Consider the following 22,808-nt stretch of genomic DNA (forward strand, 5'->3'; position numbering starts at 1 on the left):
AGTAATTTACTCGGGTATGGCTAGTGTAACTAGCTTCAAACAATGAGTTCAATTTAGGTGATAATAAGCTTGAGCTAAAGCACAAAAATGTCAAAATTTGAATTTATCCCCAGTTATTGGGCTTAATGGCACAAAAGCGTGATAAATACTTGATTTATTGCCATACAATAGCTTATTAATACTAGATGTATTGCTTAAAAATGCAGCGTAGAAGTCACTCTCTCTTAAATAGGCTTTGACCATTATTTTAAGGCTATTTAACCATACACAAACATGACACAGGCATGGTGTTATCAATGAAAATTATTGTCATTATTTTATTAGTTCTACTAGGTGTGTATTTATACCGTCGAACTCAGAATGTTGCTCAACAAGAATTAGACCGAACAGACACTGCTGATAATGCTAAAACCTCTGACAGTGTCATTGATGGTGAAGCTGAAACTGTAGTTGTCGCTGAAGATGAAAAATCTGATACTGTGCCAGAGCCAGAGCCAGAGCCAGAGCCAGAGCCAGAGCCAGAGCCAGAGCCAGAGCGAGAGGAAAAAGTTGATGCTCAAGAGCCTCAAACAGCAGTTGTCGAAGAGGCTAAAGTCGAAGAACCTAAGGTTGAAGAGTCAAAAGTTGTAGAACCAGAAACTAAAAAGCCTGCAGCAGTTGCAACAGCGGAAGTGAAACCAGCCGATAACGATGCAGATTTGAGTTTACCCGCAACTGGCGCATGGGCGGGCGATGTATTTGCTGATTTAGTAGCGAAACATGCTAATCAAGTGGATACGAGTGCTCAGCACCAGAGTTTACTGAATATTATCGGTCACAGTTACAAGCTGCGTAAGCAGGCTGAGTATTGCCAATATGGCGCACAATTAACTGATGTGTATTTATCTGTCTTTGAGTTGTATCAGCAAGACAATAAAGTGGCTGTCGATGAAAAAGGCCCAGGCTTTATGCAGCTTTCAACTATGCTTAACGATACAAAACAGTTTGATAAAGCGATATCGGTTTGTCAGCAAGCCATGACTTACCAATTAAGCGATGGAACTGTAACGGGTTTTGAAGGTCGAATTAAACGTATTGAAAAAGCCAAATCTAAATCAGGTGATTAAATTCTTACTCATCTAGCTTATGAGTGAGCTTACGATTGAGTATACTCACTATTAATTAGCTATAGATTGATATAAAGCGGACTCAGGTTCGCTTTTTTTATTGCTAAAAATGCTGATTTATATAGACAAATCACCCTATGTTGCCATTATAGGGCGCGTTAAAATTAGCCATGGTGAACCATATAGTCATGGCAAGCATTTTCATCTTAATAGCGTGTTGATTTTAAGAAAGAAATAAGAGGTTTTTATGAATTCCAAAGTGCTGATTAAAATAGTTTTTTTATTGGGCTTAGTCAGTTTGACAGGTTGTTTACGTACACCTGAATGGACACTTTTTTATTATGCTGACGAAGCTAAAAAGCCACAAAATCCAATAAGCGCAGATTTTATCGCAGGCTATTACGACACCCTTGAGCAATGTCAGTTAAAGGGAGATGGTATGCTGCGCTTGAGTGGTAAAAGTTATGTAGAAATGGACAATCGAGCCCTTGAAAACGCAACAGCGATTCCAGTGGCAATTGAGAAAGGATATCAATGTGAGCAGCTATGTGAAGTTAATGACGACGATGTCATTATCTGTAAGTAGGCTGTTCTAGGGAAAGGCTTAATGCAGTTTAAACAGGATTTTTTTGAGCAACTTGAGGGGTTTTACTCGCAAGTTTACCCTTTGCCAATCAGTAATCCACATTGGCTTGCGTGGAGTGATGATGCTGCAAAACTCATTGGGCTAACAAAGCCCAATGATGAATTGCTAATGCAATTGTCAGCTAACCATGCAGTCCCTGGCGCAAGTTATTATGCGCAAGTGTACAGTGGTCATCAGTTTGGTGGTTATTCACCACGGTTAGGCGATGGACGATCAATCATTCTTGGAGAAGCCTTTAAAGGTAAACTTGCTGACAAACATCAAGCATGGGATTTGGCATTAAAAGGGGCTGGACCGACTCCGTATTCTCGCCACGGCGATGGCCGCGCTGTTATGCGCTCAGCTGTACGCGAGTTTTTAGCGTCAGAAGCTTTAGCTGCATTGTCCGTACCGACGACTCGTGCCCTTGCGGTTATTGGCTCTGATTTACCAGTGTGGCGTGAGTCTCAAGAAACCGCTGCAATTACCGTAAGGCTGGCTAAAAGCCATATTCGTTTTGGCCACTTTGAGTACTTTTGCCACAGTGACCAAGGCGGTAAAGACAAATTAATCCAATTACTTAACTTTACCATTGCTCAGCATTATCCACATTTAACTCAAGATGGCCAAGGCTATAAAGCTTGGTTTACTCAAGTGGTTAAAGATACTGCTATTCTCATTGGTCATTGGCAAGCGGTTGGTTTTGCTCATGGTGTGCTAAACACCGACAATATGTCGATTCTTGGTGACAGCTTTGATTTTGGGCCTTTTGCTTTTCTAGATACCTTTAAAGAAGACTTTATCTGTAATCATTCTGATCCCGAAGGGCGATATGCCTTTGGCCAGCAACCTGGCATTGGGCTTTGGAACCTACAACGTTTAGCCCAAGCGCTCACTCCGGTGATAGAGTCAGATGATTTAGTGGCGGCGCTAAATACCTATCAAGCTGAGTTAGTGAAGCAGTACTTGTTATTAATGCGCGCTAAAATGGGCTTTGCTGCAACAGATTTATCGGCACTATCAGTTGATAAAAGTGCTTCGTCATTAGCTGAAATACAGGCAGAACAAGATAAAGGTGATTTAGACTTAATTGGCCGATTTTGCGCTGTGATGCAACATAATATGCTTGATTATACCAATACTTTCCGGGCTCTTGGTCGACTGGATATTACCAGTCACCAATCTAATATTGCTGATGAAATTATTGACCGACCACAGTTTGATACTTGGTATAAAGATTATCAGCAACGTGTGGCTGCTAATGTAGATGGCACTGAGGGCTCTGGCAATAAGATAGATATTGAGAAGTGGCAAGCAGATAGAGATGCAGTTAACCCTAAATACATATTACGCAATTACCTTGCTCAAGAAGCGATTGTCGCTGTTGAAGAAGGTGATAACAGTAAACTTGTAGAGTTACATCAGTTACTGACAAACCCTTATGCCGAACAAATTGATAAAGCACATTATGCTGAACGTCCGCCGCAGTGGGGGCAGGGCTTGATTATGTCTTGCAGTAGCTAGCAAAATATTTAATAGATTTTTAAGGAAGTGTATGAACTCAGGTTCATTAGAAAAAAATAATCTCAATACAGTAAGCATCAAAGAAGCTAAGTTTGATAGCGATGCCATGAGCATTTTGATAACTGCTGATATTGATTTTGAACGTTTTGAAGTGTTTGCTACGCCGTTTGCAGCAGCATTAGATTGTGAAGTGCGTGAGCGCCAATGGGGCGCAGATCGTCACCAGTGGTTATTGAATTTTGAAGGTAGTCAGTTGTGGCTGAATTATGAATTTTACGGTGATATTTGTTGGTTAGCCACTGAAACTCAGGCCGATGTTGAAGTGCTAAGCTATTTGATGACATTAATACGACCACTAGTTGCTGTTAAGGGAACTCATGAGTAATCGCATTGAAGAACCTGCATCTGTTCTAATACAAACGCCTAGTGAACACGACGCCTCGTTTCATTATCAGGCATTAACGCCTGACTTAATTCTTGATGCCATTGAAAGCCTTGGTGTCTATCCTGAGACGGGGTTGTTAGCACTAAATAGTTACGAAAACCGCGTATATCAATTTAGATGTGATCGCGGCAATCGCTATGTGGTGAAATTTTATCGCCCTCATCGTTGGAGTGAGGAGCAAATTCAAGAAGAACATGATTATGCACTGGCGTTAGCGGCTGAAGACATCCCTATTGCGGTGCCATCGATTATAAACGGTAAAACCTTGCATCATTATCAAGGTTACAAATTTACCTTGTTTCCATCGATTGGTGGCCGCGCCTTTGAAGTCGATAATTTAGATCAACTTGAGTCGGTCGGACGTTTCATCGGCCGTATTCATCAATATGCCAGTAAACAACCGTTTCAGTACCGTGAACCGCTTTCAAGTAAGATTTTAGGTGATGATGCTCTGGCATTCTTAAAGCAGTCTGGGCAAGTTTCTGATGGCATTAGCCAGCAATTTTTTACTGTGGCAGAGCAGGTACTAGATAAAGCTAAAAGTATTTTTTCAGAGCACGAATTTCCTACCATTCGTCTACACGGTGATTTACACGCGAGTAATATTTTATGGACGCCTGACGGGCCAGGCTTTGTTGATTTAGATGATGCTCGCCAAGGTCCTGCAGTTCAAGATATCTGGATGATGCTCACAGGCGATAGACAACAGCGATTATTACAGCTTGATGTTTTGCTTGAAGGCTATCAAGAATTTTATGATTTTGATCAGCGCCAGCTTAAGCTAGTAGAGCCTTTACGAGCGTTAAGAATGTTGCATTACAACGCTTGGTTAAGCAAAAGATGGCAAGATCCTGCATTTCCAATGAACTTTCCGTGGTTTGGTGATATCAAATACTGGGAACAACAAACCTTGGCGTTCAAAGAGCAGTTAGCTGCATTGGATGAAACCCCTTTAAGCTTGATGGGCTACTAAGGCGATTAACAACTCAATTGTAGATTGTTACAAATGATCTTGATAAGGTCTTGAGATACGAAGATAACCTAATTTATGATAGGTTTAGCAAATAACTAATTTAGTTATGCGAATCGGCTGGTTTAGTCGGTGGCATAATACAGATGGCAAGTTTTAAAAATCATTTTTAAGATTGCTCACTAAAGGAAGCAAAATGAAAAAAGCACTATTAATGGCAGCAGCACTACTTTTAGCCCCAATGGCTGCATCTGCTGCAGATTATAAAGAAGGTGTGCATTACACCGTGATTAACGAAGGTCCAGCGACATCTAAGCCTGAAATCACTGAGTTTTTCTCTTTCTTTTGTGGCCACTGTTATAACTTTTCAAAAACAGTAGTACCAAAAATTGAAAAAACATTGCCAGAAGGCGTCACGTTCAATCAAGCTCATGTGGAGTTTATTGGCCGTGAAATGGGCACTGAAATGTCACGTGCTTTTGCTATCGCTCATCAGTTGAATGTTGAAAAGAAAATTGAACACGCTATTTTCACTGCGATCCATGATTCTAAGCAACGTTTCACCAGCCAAAACGATATCCGTATGGTATTTATTGCCAATGGTATTGATGGTAAAGATTTCGACGCTGCAGCGAATTCATTCATGGTAAACGCGCAAATGTCTAAAATGAAGCGTGATACTGAAAACGCTAAGTTATCAGGTGTACCAGCATTAGTGGTTAATGGTAAATATCGTGTTGAGACAGGTTCAATCAAGTCTTACGACGAATTATTAGATATTGCCTACTACTTAACGACTGTAGATAAGTAACCTTTCATTGGCGCTTAGCCTACCGAAAATTAAGTTGTATAAAAGGAGCCGTTATTGGCTCCTTTTTTGTGGCTTTTACATCACACTTCCTGAGTAAATTACTGAAAAAAGCAAAAAAAAACCGTAGGTTTTAAAATTTAGCATTTTAAAACAATACGGTGATGAGCCAACTGGCTCTTTATTTACCCTGAGTAACGTGGTTACTCTATCAAATCGTCAAAAAAATGGCAAGTGTCATTTTTATGTTGTTTTAAGGTGTATGTAAATTTGCAGATATTTAGATAAATAATGTTTAATTTAATGAAACTCTTTATGACTTTATAATGTCCAAAATTGAGTCAATAACAAAACAACATGCTTAGGAGTTCTCATGAGACGCTTTCCAGTTTACGCGCCAAAGCTAATTGTAAAACACGCTAGAATTTTTGTGACGGGAGTCATTTGGGTTAAAGATTTAGGCTGTATTGAGTTCAACCGAGGGCGTTTTGTGATGCCGAAAAAAAGCCTGCCAAAAGTGAAGCAGGCTGTTTCAGAACTTAATGAGCTACTTGCAGCTCAACATCTTGAAGCAAGTGCAGTTTAGCTTTCGCTATTAAGCAAACCAACAAGGCCGTTTACTTTGTCGTTCCACGAGTTTAGGTCTTGTTGCAGTTGTTGATTAGACTCAGTCAACTGAGCATTCTTTTGCTTCTCTTCTTCAAGCTCCATTTTTAGTAGCTCAGCATTTTCAAGAGTAGCCTGGATTTTGGCTTCCAGTTGGGACAATAATTCAAGGCTCATATCGGGAGTCCTAATAGTTTCTGGATGGAATGCTGATTCTAGCAGCGACTGGGGTTTAAGGAATAGACAAATCTGTTAAGTGGTTAAAAAAAGTACCACTTTTACTACTATTTTCTAAGCTTTAATATTCAGCTGGTTTTTTTCCCCTGTTTTTACCCATATCACCCCAGCTATTTGCCTATTAGTGCTGAATTTCTAGTGATAATGTTTTTAACGTTCTTTAATTTTTTAGGCATCATTTTTGCGGTATGTATTTATGTGCACTTCAATTGACGGTTAAATTTACTCCACATTGTCCATTTGCTTGACATTGCAACTGATGATTCATAGTCTGCAATCTCTGTTTTCAAGGTGGTATCAAATGGACATCAAATATAATTTAAAATCGTCACGCCGTACTGAGCAATTTCAACCTGAAGGTAATGTTGGCTTTGGTAATCTCAGAACTGATCATATGTTTTTAATGGACTATAGAGATGGCCAATGGTGCGATCCTCGCATCGAACCTTATGCTCCTTTTGAAATCGCCCCAGGTGCAATTTCACTGCATTATGGACAATCAATCTTTGAAGGCGCAAAAGCCTTTATGCATGATGATGGTGAGATCTATACTTTTAGATTGAACAAGAATGCGGAGCGTCTAAATACCTCAGCAGATATTTTATGCATTCCTAACCTTGATGAAGAAAAGCAACTGGAAGCGATTAATGCATTGATTGATGTCGATCGTTTGTGGTTCCCAATGCAAGATGGCGCATGTTTGTATATTCGTCCGTTTATTTTTGCAACGGAAGATCGTTTATCGGTTAGCCCAAGTTTGAACTTCACCTTCTGCGTAATATTAAGCCCAAGTGGTGCTTATTATGCAGATGGCGTGAGCAAGGCTATTCGTTTACTAATTAGTAAAAAATTCCACCGTGCAGTGTCTGGTGGTACTGGAGCATCAAAGGCTGCTGGTAACTACGCTGCTTCATTACGTGCGGGACAAGCGGCGGCTGAATATGGCGCTGCGCAAGTCTTATATCTTGATGCCAATAATCAGCAGATTGAAGAAGTAGGCGCGATGAACCATTTCCACGTGCTAAAAGATGGCACTGTGGTTATTCCAACGTTTACTGATACGATTTTAAAATCGATCACTTCGCAGTCAATGCTGGAACTTGGGCATATTTTAGGTTGTGAAGTGCGCCAAGAGACTATCATGCTGGATAAGTTTATTGCTGATATCGAAGCGGGTGAAATTGTCGAAGCAGGTGGTTTTGGTACTGCTGCAGTTGTATCGCCAGTGGGTTCGTATATTTTTGAAGATGGGCGCATTGTGACTGTGGGTGACGGCGAAGTCGGTCCAAGCATTAAACGTATTTATCAAATCTTTACTGAGCTACAAAATGGTCAGCTTGAAGGCCCAGAAGGTTGGGTTAAACGCGTTGAGCGTGTTGCGCCATAGCTTATAGCTCTTCGTTCATAGTATTGAATTTAGTATAAAAAAGGCGATAGCTCCTAGGAGCTATCGCCTTTTTATTGATTGTTATTTAAAACGTTAATCGACTCAGTGTTGGGTTCAATGTGGATTATTGCTCACTGACCACATCGGCATTCTTTTCACATTTATCTTGCTTAAGTTTTTCTAAGCAATCATCAGCGGTTAATGGTTTACTGAGTAAGAAGCCTTGTACTTGGTCACAACCTTCATCTTTAAGGAAATCTAATTGCTCTTGAGTTTCTACCCCTTCTGCCACTACGTTTAATTCTAAACTGTGGGCGAGGGTAATAATAGCACTGGTAATAGCGGCATCATCAGGATCTTCAATAATATCGCGTACGAACTCTCGGTCGACCTTAAGGGTATCGATAGGGAAGCGTTTTAAGTAACTTAAGCTTGAATAGCCTGTACCGAAGTCATCAATGGCAATGGTAAGTCCTAGGGCTTTCAGCTGTGATAATACTTTTACCGAATCTTGTGGGTTACCCATAATCATTGATTCAGTCAGTTCAAGTTCTAAGGCGCTTGCTGGCAACCCTGAAACCGCTAAGGCAACTTCAATGGTAGAAATAATGTCGGCTTTAAGCTGTCTTGCTGACAAGTTAACTGCAATCGAAATGTCTTCGAAACCTAACTGATGCCAACTGGCAAGCTGGTTACAGGCCTCATCAATGGCCCAATGACCAATGGCGTTAATCATTCCGGTTTCTTCGGCGAGTGGAATAAACTCGACTGGTGAGATAAATCCAAGTGTTGCACTATTCCAGCGCAATAGGGCTTCGACGCCTAGAATTCGTTTGGTTTTGATATCGTATTTGGGTTGATAAACCAAATACAGCTCATTATTTTGAATCGCCTCTTTAAGTCCTGCTTCCAGTTCAACATGACGTGTCGCATATTGGTTCAGCTCTTCTGTGTAGAATTGGAAGTTATTGCGGCCTAAAGATTTAGCATGATACATCGCGGTATCGGCATACTTAATCAGTGACGTAGTATCATTAGCGTCATTTGGAAATAAGCTGATACCAATAGACGGCGACACAGTGATGTTTTTACCTTCCAGTAAGAACTGTGCTTTAAAGGCTTTAAGTACTTTTTCGGCAATAATAGTGGCGGCTTTTAGCTTAGCGACGCCTTCCAGAATAATGGTAAACTCGTCGCCGCCTAATCGGGCAACGGTATCACCATCACGGATGGCATTTTGCAGTCTTGATGCCACGGCTTTTAGCAATAAATCACCCACATGGTGACCCATAGAGTCATTAATGTGTTTAAAGCGGTCTAAATCAAGGAATAGCAGCGCCACAATTGATTTTGAACGATGTGCCTTAGTGATGGCTTGATTTAACCTGTCCTGAAATAAGGTGCGGTTAGGTAGACCTGTTAATGGGTCAAAATTGGCTAAAATTCGTAAATCTTCTTCGGCTTTTTTACGCGAGGTAATATCGGTGAATACCGCAACGAAGTGGCTGGTTTCACCTTTGGTATCGATGACTTGATTGATCTCAAGCCAAGCTAGAATGCCTTTTTTGTCTTTGGTGCGAATGTTGATTTCGCCAGCCCAATGTTTGTTACGCAGCAGCTGTAATTCAACATTGTGATAAAACTCTCGTGAGCGTTTACCGTGAGCTAAATATAAAAAGTGTTTACCTGCAATCGCATCATGATCGAAACCTGTGATACGACTAAATGCTGGGTTTACCGTACGCACGCGATAGTCGAGCTCGCCCACCACAACGGCTTCATTCATACTGTGAAGCACTTGAGTCGACAGTTTGAGTTCGTTTTCTGTTTCTTTACGAATGGTAATATCTTTATGGGTCCCCGCCATACGTATAGGTCTGTCTTGCTGGTCCCATTCAACGACTTTGCCGCGATCAATCAGCCAAATCCATTTACCTGCCTGCTTTTCAACTCGATATTCTGCTTCGAAAAACTCAATCTCACCGTCTAAATGTCGATTTAGAATTTTAGAAACACGACTCTTATCTTCTGGGTGAATATTGTTAATTAACGCTTGGGTTTCGTTACCTAACATGAGTGGTGGCACCATGTCAGTTCGGTAGACTTTATTTTCACGGATATTCCAGTCCCACATGCCATCGCCTGAAGCCCAAAGTGCCAATTTAAGGCGTTCTTCAGATGCACGGATACTCATTTCAAACTCGCGTTGCTTTTCACGCTTGAGTTGTTTTAAGTACACAATAATGGTCAATACCAGCATGATTAAAATGCCATAAATGACATAAGCGCCTTTGCTTAAGTAAAACGGCGGTACCACAGTAAATTTAATAGATAGCGGGGCTTGTTGATAATTGTTATCCGTTAATGTGTAGCGAACCAATAGTTCATAGTCTTTAGGGGCAAGGCTAGTAAAGGTAATCTCATTGGTTTGATGTAGGTCGATCCATTTATCATCTTGGCCGAGCAATTTGTAGCCAAATTGGTGTAAACCAGGGTAGTTAAACTCTAATGCACTGATGTCAAAGCGGATAATTTTGTTTTCAAAGGGCATGAGTAACTCTGGAGGTGCCATTAAATCATGTAGTTGATGGCGCTCTTCGCCAAATGTATAACTTGTGAGGGCGAGTTTGGCATCGGGTCTTACTGTTGGCACATTTTCTGGCATGAACTGGTTTAGACCATTGATGCCGCCAAACCAGAGTTCCCCGTCGAGATCTTTAAATTTAACGCCACCATTAAATTCATTGGATTGGACGCCGTCATACTCGTTATAGGTAATTAAAGTTTTTTCTTCTAAGCCTAGGCGAATGATTCCTGAGTTAGAGCTGAGCCATAGGTCGTGGTTGTTGTCTTCAAGAATGGCATAAATCGTATGCTTTTTTATTTGCTCATTGAGAGCTTCAAACTGGATGGTGCCATCTTCTGTTTCAATGATTTTGTCTACGCCACTGTGAGTCGCCATAAGAAATTGATCATCACTAGTGACAATAAAATCTCTAATTCGGTTATCACTTAATGTAGATTCATCGGCTGGTTGTCGTGACTTAAAGGTCAGTTGTTGCTGATCCGGCTTTAAGCGCACAAGCCCCGCCATTGTGCCAATCCACAAACTGTCATTATGATATTTTAGCGACAGGATCGTTTGTTTTTTAGGTGAGTAGTCAGGTTGGAAATCAAATTGATAATGATGTAATACGCCTTCACCAGGTAGCACGAAGTATAGGCCATTACTACTGCCTATCCATAGACGTTGTTTATCGTCTAGCGCTAAAGCACGAATGCTCAGTGTGTGTGGCAATAAATGATCAAATGCAGGTAAAAAGGTGAGTTGCTGATCTGCGGTGAGTTTTGCTAAACCGTGATCGGTGGCAAACCATAAGTCGCCATCTTCGGTTTGTTTAATGGAATGAACCGTAAGGTTAAGCTCATTTTCATTAAGGTTTAGGGCTTTAGCGAACAAATCGTTGTAGTAATAAAATTGGCCTTGTTGTTCATCAAAACTTTTTAATCCAGCGCTTTCAGTGCCAATCCATAAACGTTGTTGCTTATCACGAAAAATGGCACGGATCATATTAGCCATTTTAGGTTTAGATGGGTGCATCTCAAATATATGATTAAAATATACCTGATTCAAATTAAGCTTGTTGATGCCTGAATAACGGGTGCCTAGCCATAAGGTACCATCACGGGCAAGCATGATGCTTTGTAGGTTGTTCTCGCTAATTGAATTACGGCTATTAGGCTCATACTTGTGGACTCTGCTTCGCCATTGACCATCGATTTTATCGAGTTGAATTAAGCCTGAATTAGCGCCGATGGCCCAAACCTGTTGGCTGCTATTGATAACAAAGTCTTTAATTTCGTTGAATATAGTAGGTTGTTCATTAACCCATACCACGGTTTTTTCATGAGTTTCTAAATCATATCGAATTAGCTTATTTTCAATGGCTAACCAAACCGAGCCATCAAGGTTGTTGGTTTGAATGCTGTTAACCTTTAAATTTGACTCTATATCGAGTCGGATAATGGTATTACTATCAATTGCGAATGTGCCGCTTTTTTCGGTGCCAACAAATATGTACTTGTTATCCACATTTGCCACACTGGTAATGTGAGGGTTAAGGTTATTACTGAGGCTAATTTTAGTGATTTTATTTGTTTTAAGCGAGAGCGTGTATAAACCAGACTGAGTGCCTATCCATAACGAATCACCAATGATGCTTAACTTTGAAAGATGTAAATCATTAAGTCCTTGCTTTGTTCCATAATTGGTAAATTTACCTGTGGTGAGATCTAATCGACTTAACCCTTGAGAAAATGTCGCCACCCATAAATTGTCATCATTTGATTGAAGTATATCTATGATGTAATTGCCAGCGATACTGTGTGGATCATTACTGTCATTGAGAAAGACATCAAATTGAATACCATTATAGCTGTGTAGTCCATCTTGAGTACCAACCCATAACATTCCCGCTTTATCCATGAATAACTTTGTCACAGAGTTTTGGTTTAACTCATTAGCAGCTTCGAACTGTTCGAAAGACAGTAGGTGATTATCATTTTGAGGAGTGATGGCGAAAACAGAAGCAGACATTGAGGTAACAAGAACCCAAATGAACAAGCATGCTCTCAATGTTATGGATAAAGGTAAATTCAATCTGCACCTATTGTTATAAATATGAGCATGGGAAAAAGGTCCTGCTGGGTTGCATATTGTTAGCTTGGAAATAATGTTTTAACAATGATAGTAAAGCACGACTAAAATGGCTCATTACTTAAGCAGTATTTGTAAAGAAACTACTGCATTTCTAGTTCTAGTAACCTCCATATTACGTAGCTATGTGTTTTATTTCAAATTAGATTTCAGTTTTGTTATTTGGCAAATGTTACAAAGCAGTTTGCTTGTTAACATTTGCAAATGTTAAGGCTGTAGAAACAAAAAAACACGCTATTTAGCGTGTTTTTAAACTTGATTGTTAATTACTCTTTGTGGGTTATTTCTGCAGCATACTTTTTGAAAATATCATCAAGTTGTTGGTCTTTTTCAAGCCAAACTTGATTGAGCCAGCGCTGGAACTCTACGCGGGTTTCTGCCTGAGAAAAATACACTTCTGAATCGACAGTTGGGACTGGCATTTGCTCAACTCTGACGACAATTTTTTTCACCCGTCCTGACATCACTTGGTAAAGCACACCTTCTTTTGAAGCTAAATCTGCATCTGGGTATGCCAGTGTCATATTCAGCAAGCCTGTAAATTGTTCACCCATTGCTGACAGGGTAAAGGCAATACCGCCTGCTTTAGGACGTAATAAATGGCGATAAGGTGATTGTTGACGGCGTCGTTTGTCTTCAGTAAAGCGACTTCCCTCAACATAGTTAATAATTGAGGTCGGCGTATTTTTAAACTTCTCACAAGCTTTTCGAGTGGTTTCTAAATCCTTGCCTTTAAGTTTTGGGTTCTTCTTAAGCTTGGCGGGACTGGTTCGGTTCATAAATGGCATGCCAAGCGCCCAACAACCTAAACCTAGAAAAGGGACAAATATTAGCTCACGCTTTAAGAAAAACTTCAGCATTGGAATGTTATTACGCAGGATGTAGGTTTGTGCTGCAATATCAAATCCACTGACATGGTTACTGATCAGTAAATACCAGCCTTTTTGATCAAGGTCGTCTAGACCTTCGATATCCCATTCAACCTTAGTGATTAAGGCAAGAATGCCACCATTGCATGTTGCCCAAGCCCACATAAAACGATTCATTAAACTGAGTAGGGCATTACTCGGTGCCTCAAAAGGAATAAATAGTTTAATAATACCGCCAATACTGATTAATCCAGCCCAGAGGACAGTATTAAGGATCAATAAAAAGGTACTGATAAAAAAGATAATTGGACCTGGTAAAAAATTTAGCATGGAGCTAAATACCTCTATTGTTTTTTTCAGCCATTGAGCTGATTTTGTTGTCTTTTTCTAACCAGAGTTGATTAAGTTGATTTTGAAAATCAATTTTAAACTCACGATCTTTACTGTAGTCACCACGCATTGCATCAGGTATATCAGTAATTTGGATATCCACATGCACTTCATCTAAACCGTTACAAATATATTCCCAATATGAAGGTATTTTGTCTGGATAGTAAATAGTGACATTAACTAACTTGTTTATTTGGCTGCCCATTGCATCTAAGGCAAAAGCCATACCGCCAGCTTTGGGCTTGAGTAAATGTTTAAAAGGCGAATTTTGTTTCTGATGTTTACCTGGATGGAATCGAGTTCCTTCTACAAAATTCATCACACTGACAGGCTTATGCTTAAACTTTTCACAAGACTTACGAGTAATTTCGGTATCTTTGCCTTTTAGTTTCGGATTCTTCTTTAGTTGTGCAGTCGAGTAACGACGCATAAATGGGAAGTCTAATGCCCACCAAGCTAAGCCCAATATAGGTACATAGATAAGCTGTTGTTTTAAGAAAAACTTTAAAAACGGAATTTTTCGGTTAAACACGCGCTGTAAAATTAGGATATCTACCCAAGACTGATGATTAGCTATCACCATGTACCATTCTTTTTCTGAGAATTGGTTATCACCCGTTAACTTAATCTTAGTTGGATGCAAAATGGCTTCAATAATGCCATTAACACTGATCCAAGCGCTGGCGCAGTTATCTAAAATATAACTGCAAACTTTGCGGATAAAGTTAATTGGCAACACCTTGAATATACTGAAAATAAGTATAGGTATTACCCAGAAGATAGTATTTATGACGTAGCAAATAAATGCTACAGATCCTTTAATTTTTGCGAACAGCGGCATCTAGCTCTCCTGTAAATGGAGGCTTATGTTACTCCGTGACAAGCTTATGCTCAATCGGCAGGACAATAATATCGCAATTTTTACTAAAAAATTACATGCTAATTAATCTGTATCGAACTGAAATACCGACTATTTATAGTTCTTGAAACTTCGTTAGCTGATTACTGTTGCCTTAAACGACTCATTAATCTATCCATGGCTCGATATCCTAATGCTTGAGCAATATGACGTCTTTCAGTCGTTTTGGATTGCTGTAGGTCAGCGATGGTTCGAGCAACCCGCTGGATCCGATGAAAGCTTCTCACAGATAAACCGAGCTGCTGCACACTTGCGTCTAAAAACTCTAAGTCAGCTTGGTTCATGTTTAAATACTGCTTTAACAGTGAAGGGGACAGTTCACTGTTGAGCAAACCTGCGCGCGATAACTGTATCTGTCTTGCTTGATTGACCCTTTTGGCAATGCTTGCACTGCTTTCAGCCGTTTGCTGGGGTTGGGTGAGAGTGCCTGCTGGCAGTTTAGGGACTTCGATTGTTAAATCAAAACGGTCTAAAAATGGACCTGAAAGTTTAGATAGATAACGCTGAATTTGGTCAGGAGTTGAGCGGGCATTATCTACATCGCCACAAGGGCTTGGGTTCATGGCTGCAATCAGTTGAAAACGACTCGAGAATTTTACTTTTGCTGCTGCGCGAGAAATGACGACTTCGCCAGACTCCATAGGTTCACGTAGGCAATCTAATACTTTTCGTGGAAACTCGGCTATTTCATCTAAAAACAATATTCCTCTATGGGCTAATGATATCTCCCCCGGCTTTGGGATGCTGCCACCGCCAACTAATGAAATTGATGAGCATGTGTGATGCGGTGCTCTAAAGGGACGTTCAAGAAAAGCGTTAGGTTTGATGTTTAACCCTGCGACCGAATGAATAGCGGCAACATCAATAGCTTCTTCATAACTGAGCTTGGGCAATAGCGGAATGATTCGGTTAGCGAGCATACTTTTGCCGGTGCCGGGAGGGCCTAAGAATAGAGTGTTGTGCCCACCTGCTGCTGCGATTTCTAACCCTTGCTTGGCCTGATATTGGCCAATGACTTCGCTTAAGCATAACTGCGGGCCTGTTGCTTCATCTTCAAACCATTGCGGTTGCTGGTCAACAAGTGGTAATTGAGCTTGGCCATGCATAAAGGCAGCTAGGTGTTGTAAATGGGCAACAAAATGAGTTTGCTCAAAGCCGACTAACTCCGCTTCTCGTCTGTTTTCTATAGGGATAAACAATTGATGTTGTTGGTTCTTGGCTGCAATGATTGCTGGCAGTATGCCAATACATGGACGAACCTCCCCTGATAGCGCCAGCTCTCCAATAAATTCACTGTGAGCCAATTTATCCGACGGCACTTGGCCTGAAGCCGCTAAAATACCGATTGCAATGGGCAAGTCATATCGACCTCCTTGTTTGGGGAGGTCGGCTGGAGCGAGGTTAACGGTAATGCGCTGCATGGGAAACTCAAAGCCAGCGTTGATTAATGCACTTCTAACCCGTTCACGGGCTTCTTTAACTGAGGTTTCTGGTAATCCGACTAAATTAAAAGCAGGTAATCCATTACTTAGGTGAACTTCGACTGTGACTTTAGGAGCTTCAACGCCGCAGCAAGCACGAGTGACAACGCAGGCAATCGCCATAAACAAATCCTTTTGTTTTTCGTTTACAGATATTTAATGACACTTAATGAGGTTATTAAGCCCATTAAGTGTAGCAGGTAAATAAATCGCTGTAGTCAAACCCCACCAATGACAAAAATAAGCGGGTTATGATGATTATTTATTTAATAGAATCAGAGCGTAAGGTTTCGATGCGTTCGTCAATGTCGGGGTGAGTGCTGGCCCAGTCTGGTATGTCGAGATTATGCTCAGCTTGCAGCAACTGGTATAGCTCGACGATAGAGTCGGTATTCTTGTACCAAGTTTGAAGTTGCAATGCTGCAAACTGGTCGGCTTCTCGTTCATGATTTCGAGAATAGGTTAAGCTGGTGCCTAATACCGTGACACTGACAAGCATATCCGAGATCCCGCTGGCATCACCGACAATTAGCGCTGCTCCAACAGAGAGGAGTGATGATTGTATTAACGTTGTGAGTACATGCCTGTGATGAACATGACCCAGCTCATGCAAAATAACCGCTTCAAGTTGTTGGTCGTTTTTCGCAAGGTTAATCATGTCATCCGTTAATATAATTTGACCGTCTGCGAGTGCAAAAGCATTAGCACCATCTTTGCTGCTATAGATTAGCAAAGAAGGTTGGATTGAAAATACTATTTGCTCTTGATGCAGTTTATCTAATGTCTGCTGAAATAACTGCTGCAGTTCAACTTGTCTTTGTGGCTTGATTTGGCTTTCGGTGAATCCCATGGACTCCACTAAGCTGAACGTTTGCTCACCGACTTCTTCCACCACAGTATCTGGTAATAATTGGGCGATGCTTTTAGAAACGGCAGGTATGCCATGTACAACAATAAAATACAGCGCAGCTAGCGAAACCAAGGTTGCAATAATAATCAGTCCAAGGTTTTTTTCTAGCTGGGCTATCCAGCTTTTTTTAGCGTGAACATTGAGCCATTGATTAAGCTGTTGAGGATTTGTTGAGACAAAAACATGTCCGCTGGAAAAAGTGATATGACGAGCCATATTACCTATAGGATCTGTAACAATGGTTTGGTCTAGTTGAAATTGCCCTCGGTGAACGTCGGAGGACAATGTCAGCATTCCATTTTTACCCAGCACTAATGTAGCTGGGTATTTTGTGGCTTGTTTAGGGGCAAGAATATGCCCATTAACTTGTTCTATCACAGCTTTATTCCAGCAGACCTTGGCATTGTTAAACTATGCCAATATTAATATCAAAGGCATCTGCCACTTCATCTGCTACAGCGGTACTACTTTGCTCATTATGGTCATGAGCTGTGAAAGCATCTAAGTTTCCTTCAACTGCAGTGACTTCTGCCATGTACTTAGCAAAACGGACATCAGCCCAAGCTTTACCCATGCCAAAGGTGAACATGACAAGCAGTAGATTAGTGACAACTAAGAATAAGAAACTTGAGGTTTTCATTGTCGATGTCATTTGTAAGTCATCATTAATAGATGTTTGGCTAAAGACATAATTGCGAACACAGACTCGAACATAGGCAGCGATGAGCATCGATAGAATAAACATGAAGAAGTATCCGAAGAACACCATGCCTATCAACGAAGCATTATTTTTAAATGCTTCTTCAGAAGCGCCACTTTGAATTAGCTCAACAATCGACCCCATCATGCCAAAAGCAAATGCAAAAACTGAAAAAAGTAACCCTGCACCGAAGAATAACCCAATGGCGGTGACGGCAATTTTGGCATACTGATTGATTTCAAGTTTGGCATTAAATGCCTTATCGCCATAGCGATAACCATTGATTAAGTATTGCGCCATTCCAGCACTAACCCATGCGTAAGAGTAAATAGCAGCAACAAAGAAAAATACCACGCCCGCGGTAATTGCAATGCCGATAGCAATGGGGTTATCTGTCATTAACCTTGTAACAACACCAATACCAAATCCACCCGCGACAACGATAATATATGCCGCAATGGGTTTTAGCAGTAGATTGATATATGCACCGCCATAAGAGCCTGCAAAATCAAATCTAACATTGCGAAAACGTGTCATACGAGCATCAAAACGGGCATTTCTAACGGCTAGAAATGGTACTGCTAACATGAATATGATGGCTAATGCGACAGCGACAAGAGGCATAGTGCTACTGAGCACTGACCATGTAATCAATAGAAAAATGGCAATAATTCGGCCAATTAAGATTTGCATTGGCTTGGCAAGATATTCGAATCTGTCGCCGCCTAATTCAGTATTTCCGTAAAAGTAATTATTGGTTCTCACTTTAGCCCAGGCTGAGTAAATGCCGAATGTCACCATGGTGAGTAAAACGTTGACTATCCAAATACCAAAAAATTCACCGCCAATACCGTGAAACTTAAATGGAGTACTGGTTGTTGATGCGTCTGAAGATATTGTTGATGTCGAAGCTGTAGAGGCGGTACTGCCTTGTGATGAGTCTATGGTACTCATTTAGATTTCCTTCCGTTGGAATTAAGCTGGTTATTAAAACGTTAAAAATGATATAAATCAATATTTTTAATCATATTTTTGTCGCTTATTTTGTCCATTACACTTAGTGACAAGAAGCGGTTTTGGCGGGATGTTTTTTATCAGTAGCATATTGAAGGGTGAGTAGGCTTTTCACAGAACATAATCATGCAAGATGTTATTTTTACAGACATAATTTAGTTAAATGGCATTCAAGCTCCAGTCTGCGGAGGCGAATCACTACTCAAATAGACTATGTTGTATACAGTTAGGCTGTGTTGTATACAGATAGACTATGCTTTATTCAGATAACTGCGATAGGTATTGGTTGAAAAGGACATGTCATTATGCGAGCTTTGCTCATTATTATGCTTCTCATGCTCTCAAATTCAGTGCTGGCGAGTACTAATGTGATGTTTTTAAATCCCGGTGCGGCCGATGATTCATTTTGGCGCCATATTGATAATGTCATGCAAGCTACAGCGCAAGATCAAGATTTTAGTTTAACGATACTGCATTCAAATCGTGACCGTAATTTGCTTTTAAATCAAGTTGTTGAAGTTTCTAATTATGCACATTTACCGGACTACCTTGTCATGGTTAACGATAAAGACGTTGCCAAAAAAGTGCTTGATATTTTTTATCAAAAACCCGTTCACATCATTTTTATGATTAATGATATTGAGCAGCCGCTTAGGTTGCAGTTAATGAAGGATCCCCATTGGAAAAAGCACTTATTACCTGCAGTTATTGAAGACAATTATCATATTGGCCGTGAGTCTGCTGCAGCATTAACTCAATTATTTACGACTACCCCCGCGCATGTATTGGCTGTAGCGGGGGATGATATAAGGGAAACATCGCTACTACGCACAGAAGGAATGGAAGGGTATTTTAACCTGCACTTGAATACCGTGTTAGAGCAAGTCGTATACGCTGATTGGCAAGCCAATAAAGCCTACGAACAAACGCATATATTGCTGAATCGTTTTCCTGGGGTAGATGGCTTATGGATTGGAAATGATGAAATGGCAGTTGGGGTCGTTAAAGCCCTAAAAGAAACCCATCGAAAACCGGGTGAAGATATTAAAATATTGGCGATTAACCCGTCGTTATTGTCATATGAGTTACTTAAAAATGGTGAAATCAATGCAGTAGGGGGAGGCTCATTTTTATTGGCAGGTGTGGTTGGGTTGAATATTGTCCGCCATCAAAAAAAACAAGCGTTTGACCTATGTTTTGGCCATGATTTTTATCGACATTTAACCCTTGAATGTCCATTATTCAGTATGATTGTCAGCAATCAATGGCACCAAATCCTTGAGCAAGAAATCAAAGCTGTGTGCAGCGTCAATTAACATACTTTGTTCAGCCTGCTAACCTAGTAAATTAATCCAGTCTAGTGATTAAATGATCTCTAAAAATGCTTTTAAAATAGGTTCTTGAATACGTTTTTGTTTACAACAACAGCCTAGCTCAAATGGCGGAATGGCTTGTGGCGATTCAAGTTTTACTAAGCGTTCGCGAACTGGGCTATTTTCTACCACAACTTCAGGACTGATGCTTACGCCACAACCTAATGCAACCATAGAGGTTATCGCTTCTTGTCCCGATACCTGCGCATAAATATTAGGTTTGAACCCCATTGCTTTAAACCAGTTGTCAGCTCGGCGTCGTCCTGGACCATGATCAGGTACGATAAAAGGCAACTGCGCCCAATCTATAGGTGTTTGATTGACCATTTGTTGTGCTTGGCAATGTATGGTTGGTGCGTATACGTGTAGAGGCACTCGATCAATTTCTTCAAAATGTAGGCTTGTCGGCAATGAATCCGGCAGTGCGATTATCGCAACATCGGCTCGATTGTGCTGAATTTCATCGACTGCGTTAGCGGCATCACCGGTATTGAGGGCAATCTCGACTAATGGATGTTCTCGTCTAAACCTATCCAATAAAGCGGGCAAATGGCTATAAGCGGCAGTCACAGAACAGTACAGGCTAATTCGACCATGCAATAAAGGTTGGTCGGGATCAATACGGCCTTTTAAATTGAGCCATTCAGACAATGTCTGCTCGGCAAAACGTTTAAATTCGTTACCCGCATGGGTTATGTTGACACTGCGATTATCTCGTTCAAATAATTTACATCCGACTTCTTCTTCAAGACGCTGCAGGGCGCGACTTAAGGTTGATGGGCTGACGTGAGTTTGTTCTGCTGTTTTACCAAAATGCAGGCTATCGCACAGGTGTAAGTAGAGTTTTAACGCACGAATGTCCATGATCTCACCTATATTTAATCAGCAAATTTTTCGTTCATTTTAGCGAATTGTTTCACGTTGCATAAAGTGAAATATAACATCCCGAATATATCATTTTAAGCAACAACGAGCTTACGCTATAGTGATTTCAATCACAACTTTTGAGCAACTAGACTGCCAAAATGTTGTGTCTCAAATTTCTGAATTAAAGGTGGTATCTCAGATGGCTAACTATTTTAACTCTCTGAATTTACGTCAACAATTAGCTCAATTGGCACAATGCCGCTTTATGGACCGTACCGAATTTAGTGACGGTTGTAATTTTATTAAAGATTGGAACATCGTGATCTTAGGTTGTGGGGCGCAAGGCCTAAACCAAGGTCTGAACATGCGCGACTCAGGTTTAAATATTTCTTTTGCGCTTCGTCCACAGGCGATTGCTGAAAAGCGTGCTTCATGGAAACAAGCTACTGACAACGGTTTTAAAGTCGGTACGTTTGAAGAACTGATTCCAGATGCAGATTTAGTATTGAATTTAACCCCAGACAAGCAGCACTCAAACGTTGTTAATGCGGTTATGCCATTGATGAAGCAAGGTTCAACATTATCTTACTCACACGGTTTTAATATCGTTGAAGAAGGTATGCAGGTTCGCCCTGATATCACGGTTGTGATGGTTGCACCTAAGTGTCCAGGTACTGAAGTACGCGAAGAATACAAACGCGGATTTGGTGTACCAACACTGATTGCTGTTCACCCTGAGAATGATCCAAAAGGTGACGGCCTAGCAATTGCTAAAGCATATGCAAGCGCAACAGGTGGCGACAGAGCTGGTGTTTTATTGTCTTCTTTTGTTGCTGAAGTTAAATCTGACCTAATGGGTGAGCAGACGATCCTTTGCGGTATGTTGCAGACTGGTGCCATCTTAGGTTACGAGAAAATGGTTGCTGATGGTATTGAGCCTGGTTACGCAGGTAAGTTAATTCAACAAGGTTGGGAAACGGTTACCGAAGCGCTTAAACATGGCGGCATCACTAACATGATGGACCGCTTGTCAAACCCAGCCAAATTAAAAGCATTTGAAGTTGCTGAAGAATTAAAAGTGATTCTTAAGCCGTTATTTGAAAAACACATGGATGACATCATTAGCGGTGAGTTCTCTCGCACTATGATGGCCGATTGGGCAAATGACGATGCTAACTTATTACGTTGGAGAGCAGAAACAAACGAAACAGCGTTTGAAAACTCGCCAGCATCTGATGAATACATCGATGAGCAAACTTACTTTGATAAAGGCATCTTCTTAGTCGCCATGATCAAAGCGGGTGTGGAATTAGCATTCGATACTATGGTTGCTGCGGGCATCATTGAAGAGTCGGCTTATTACGAGTCACTGCATGAAACGCCATTAATTGCTAACACCATTGCTCGTAAGCGTTTATACGAAATGAACGTAGTTATTTCTGATACTGCTGAATACGGTTGTTACTTATTCAACCATGCAGCAGTGCCATTACTCACTGATTACGTTAAGTCTATGTCATCAGAGTTACTTGGCGCTGGCCTGAAAGAAGGTTCAAACAGCGTTGATAATAAGCGTTTAATTGAAGTAAACGAAGCGATTCGTCATACCGATGTTGAGTTTATTGGTGCAGAGTTACGCGGTTACATGACTGATATGAAAGGTATTGTTGAAGCTAGCTAATATTTGTTGATTGTGTTGTGAAGTACCTGTTCAGCTAGGCTATCGAGCAGGCATCAAATCTACTTTCAATGAATGATAAGTAGAAACAATCTATAGATAATTAGGAGGGTAATTTAAGTTCGATAGTGAATTTAATCTTACCTTCATAGCTTTAGATTTTTGTTGTTGTTTGCATTGTC

18 protein-coding genes are annotated in these 22,808 nt (G+C 40.7%); 10 read left to right on the plus strand and 8 right to left on the minus strand.

Features of this window, described 5'->3' with window-relative positions; all coding sequences use genetic code 11:
* The first annotated feature begins 296 nt into the window (after nucleotides 1-296).
* The 7 genes from QPX86_RS01700 (at nucleotide 297) to QPX86_RS01730 (ending at nucleotide 6,064) form a co-directional block, all read left to right on the plus strand.
* Nucleotides 297-1,106: a hypothetical protein gene (locus QPX86_RS01700; protein ID WP_285163920.1), complete on the plus strand. Its 810-nt coding sequence runs from the start codon at nucleotides 297-299 to the stop codon at nucleotides 1,104-1,106.
* A gap of 247 nt (nucleotides 1,107-1,353) precedes the next feature.
* Nucleotides 1,354-1,692: a hypothetical protein gene (locus QPX86_RS01705; protein WP_220752387.1), complete on the plus strand. Its 339-nt coding sequence runs from the start codon at nucleotides 1,354-1,356 to the stop codon at nucleotides 1,690-1,692.
* 21 nt (nucleotides 1,693-1,713) lie between these two features.
* On the plus strand, nucleotides 1,714-3,255 hold the full coding sequence (locus QPX86_RS01710) for a protein adenylyltransferase SelO (protein ID WP_285163921.1): 1,542 nt from the start codon (nucleotides 1,714-1,716) through the stop codon (nucleotides 3,253-3,255).
* A gap of 31 nt (nucleotides 3,256-3,286) precedes the next feature.
* Nucleotides 3,287-3,640 (plus strand): DUF3630 family protein, encoded by a 354-nt coding sequence (locus QPX86_RS01715; RefSeq protein ID WP_299574132.1) that lies wholly within the window; start codon nucleotides 3,287-3,289, stop codon nucleotides 3,638-3,640.
* A complete protein-coding gene (locus QPX86_RS01720) occupies nucleotides 3,633-4,673 on the plus strand; it encodes a serine/threonine protein kinase (protein ID WP_285163922.1) in 1,041 nt (346 codons plus the stop codon). Before QPX86_RS01715 ends, QPX86_RS01720 begins: the two co-directional genes overlap by 8 nt.
* Nucleotides 4,674-4,866: 193 nt before the next feature.
* Nucleotides 4,867-5,481: a thiol:disulfide interchange protein DsbA/DsbL gene (locus QPX86_RS01725; RefSeq protein WP_220752379.1), complete on the plus strand. Its 615-nt coding sequence runs from the start codon at nucleotides 4,867-4,869 to the stop codon at nucleotides 5,479-5,481.
* 370 nt (nucleotides 5,482-5,851) lie between these two features.
* Nucleotides 5,852-6,064 carry a DUF1107 family protein gene (locus QPX86_RS01730; RefSeq protein WP_220752377.1) on the plus strand — a complete coding sequence of 71 codons (213 nt, stop codon included), beginning with the start codon at nucleotides 5,852-5,854 and terminating at the stop codon, nucleotides 6,062-6,064.
* Here the strand turns inward: QPX86_RS01730 and zapB are convergent.
* Entirely contained in the window at nucleotides 6,061-6,261 is a 201-nt protein-coding gene (zapB, locus tag QPX86_RS01735; RefSeq protein ID WP_144211472.1) for a cell division protein ZapB, read from the minus strand. The genes QPX86_RS01730 and zapB overlap by 4 nt on opposite strands.
* Nucleotides 6,262-6,622: 361 nt before the next feature.
* Here zapB and QPX86_RS01740 point away from each other — a divergent pair, with 361 nt between their 5' ends.
* Nucleotides 6,623-7,708, plus strand: coding sequence for a branched-chain amino acid aminotransferase (locus tag QPX86_RS01740; RefSeq protein ID WP_285163923.1), 1,086 nt, complete (start codon nucleotides 6,623-6,625; stop codon nucleotides 7,706-7,708).
* A 124-nt stretch (nucleotides 7,709-7,832) separates the two neighbouring features.
* On the opposite strand, the gene QPX86_RS01745 is transcribed toward QPX86_RS01740, so the two are convergent.
* From QPX86_RS01745 to QPX86_RS01770, 6 genes are all read right to left on the minus strand, one after another.
* A complete protein-coding gene (locus QPX86_RS01745; RefSeq protein ID WP_285163924.1) occupies nucleotides 7,833-12,305 on the minus strand; it encodes an EAL domain-containing protein in 4,473 nt (1,490 codons plus the stop codon).
* Between the two features lie 386 nt (nucleotides 12,306-12,691).
* Nucleotides 12,692-13,624 carry an acyltransferase gene (locus QPX86_RS01750; protein WP_220752371.1) on the minus strand — a complete coding sequence of 311 codons (933 nt, stop codon included), beginning with the start codon at nucleotides 13,622-13,624 and terminating at the stop codon, nucleotides 12,692-12,694.
* A 4-nt stretch (nucleotides 13,625-13,628) separates the two neighbouring features.
* Nucleotides 13,629-14,525, minus strand: coding sequence for an acyltransferase (locus QPX86_RS01755; protein WP_285163925.1), 897 nt, complete (start codon nucleotides 14,523-14,525; stop codon nucleotides 13,629-13,631).
* 161 nt (nucleotides 14,526-14,686) lie between these two features.
* The gene (locus QPX86_RS01760; RefSeq protein ID WP_285163926.1) at nucleotides 14,687-16,207 is read right to left on the minus strand and encodes a YifB family Mg chelatase-like AAA ATPase; all 1,521 of its coding nucleotides are present in this window, start codon (nucleotides 16,205-16,207) and stop codon (nucleotides 14,687-14,689) included.
* Between the two features lie 139 nt (nucleotides 16,208-16,346).
* On the minus strand, nucleotides 16,347-17,372 hold the full coding sequence (locus QPX86_RS01765) for a M48 family metallopeptidase (protein ID WP_285163927.1): 1,026 nt from the start codon (nucleotides 17,370-17,372) through the stop codon (nucleotides 16,347-16,349).
* A gap of 28 nt (nucleotides 17,373-17,400) precedes the next feature.
* Nucleotides 17,401-18,648: a YjgN family protein gene (locus tag QPX86_RS01770; protein WP_285163928.1), complete on the minus strand. Its 1,248-nt coding sequence runs from the start codon at nucleotides 18,646-18,648 to the stop codon at nucleotides 17,401-17,403.
* A 365-nt stretch (nucleotides 18,649-19,013) separates the two neighbouring features.
* Here QPX86_RS01770 and QPX86_RS01775 point away from each other — a divergent pair, with 365 nt between their 5' ends.
* Nucleotides 19,014-20,024, plus strand: a complete 1,011-nt coding sequence (locus QPX86_RS01775) for an ABC transporter substrate-binding protein (protein WP_285163929.1) — start codon at nucleotides 19,014-19,016, stop codon at nucleotides 20,022-20,024.
* A gap of 48 nt (nucleotides 20,025-20,072) precedes the next feature.
* Here the strand turns inward: QPX86_RS01775 and ilvY are convergent, their stop codons facing one another.
* On the minus strand, nucleotides 20,073-20,945 hold the full coding sequence (gene ilvY, locus QPX86_RS01780; RefSeq protein ID WP_220752359.1) for an HTH-type transcriptional activator IlvY: 873 nt from the start codon (nucleotides 20,943-20,945) through the stop codon (nucleotides 20,073-20,075).
* A gap of 202 nt (nucleotides 20,946-21,147) precedes the next feature.
* On the opposite strand from ilvY, the gene ilvC reads away from it, so the two are divergent.
* Nucleotides 21,148-22,629: a ketol-acid reductoisomerase gene (gene ilvC / locus QPX86_RS01785; protein WP_285163930.1), complete on the plus strand. Its 1,482-nt coding sequence runs from the start codon at nucleotides 21,148-21,150 to the stop codon at nucleotides 22,627-22,629.
* Nucleotides 22,630-22,808: the final 179 nt, after the last annotated feature.

Origin of the sequence: Shewanella goraebulensis (genome assembly GCF_030252245.1) — a bacterium.
In the GTDB taxonomy this organism is placed as follows: Bacteria; Pseudomonadota; Gammaproteobacteria; order Enterobacterales; family Shewanellaceae; genus Shewanella; species Shewanella goraebulensis.

Coding starts and splice junctions, on each gene's coding strand:
- QPX86_RS01700 (WP_285163920.1), top strand. CDS start 297: ATGAAAATTATTGTCATTATTTTATTAGTTCTACTAGGTGTGTATTTA.
- QPX86_RS01705 (WP_220752387.1), top strand. CDS start 1,354: ATGAATTCCAAAGTGCTGATTAAAATAGTTTTTTTATTGGGCTTAGTC.
- QPX86_RS01710 (WP_285163921.1), top strand. CDS start 1,714: ATGCAGTTTAAACAGGATTTTTTTGAGCAACTTGAGGGGTTTTACTCG.
- QPX86_RS01715 (WP_299574132.1), top strand. CDS start 3,287: ATGAACTCAGGTTCATTAGAAAAAAATAATCTCAATACAGTAAGCATC.
- QPX86_RS01720 (WP_285163922.1), top strand. CDS start 3,633: ATGAGTAATCGCATTGAAGAACCTGCATCTGTTCTAATACAAACGCCT.
- QPX86_RS01725 (WP_220752379.1), top strand. CDS start 4,867: ATGAAAAAAGCACTATTAATGGCAGCAGCACTACTTTTAGCCCCAATG.
- QPX86_RS01730 (WP_220752377.1), top strand. CDS start 5,852: ATGAGACGCTTTCCAGTTTACGCGCCAAAGCTAATTGTAAAACACGCT.
- zapB (WP_144211472.1), bottom strand. CDS start 6,261: ATGAGCCTTGAATTATTGTCCCAACTGGAAGCCAAAATCCAGGCTACT.
- QPX86_RS01740 (WP_285163923.1), top strand. CDS start 6,623: ATGGACATCAAATATAATTTAAAATCGTCACGCCGTACTGAGCAATTT.
- QPX86_RS01745 (WP_285163924.1), bottom strand. CDS start 12,305: ATGTCTGCTTCTGTTTTCGCCATCACTCCTCAAAATGATAATCACCTA.
- QPX86_RS01750 (WP_220752371.1), bottom strand. CDS start 13,624: ATGCTAAATTTTTTACCAGGTCCAATTATCTTTTTTATCAGTACCTTT.
- QPX86_RS01755 (WP_285163925.1), bottom strand. CDS start 14,525: ATGCCGCTGTTCGCAAAAATTAAAGGATCTGTAGCATTTATTTGCTAC.
- QPX86_RS01760 (WP_285163926.1), bottom strand. CDS start 16,207: ATGGCGATTGCCTGCGTTGTCACTCGTGCTTGCTGCGGCGTTGAAGCT.
- QPX86_RS01770 (WP_285163928.1), bottom strand. CDS start 18,648: ATGAGTACCATAGACTCATCACAAGGCAGTACCGCCTCTACAGCTTCG.
- QPX86_RS01775 (WP_285163929.1), top strand. CDS start 19,014: ATGCGAGCTTTGCTCATTATTATGCTTCTCATGCTCTCAAATTCAGTG.
- ilvY (WP_220752359.1), bottom strand. CDS start 20,945: ATGGACATTCGTGCGTTAAAACTCTACTTACACCTGTGCGATAGCCTG.
- ilvC (WP_285163930.1), top strand. CDS start 21,148: ATGGCTAACTATTTTAACTCTCTGAATTTACGTCAACAATTAGCTCAA.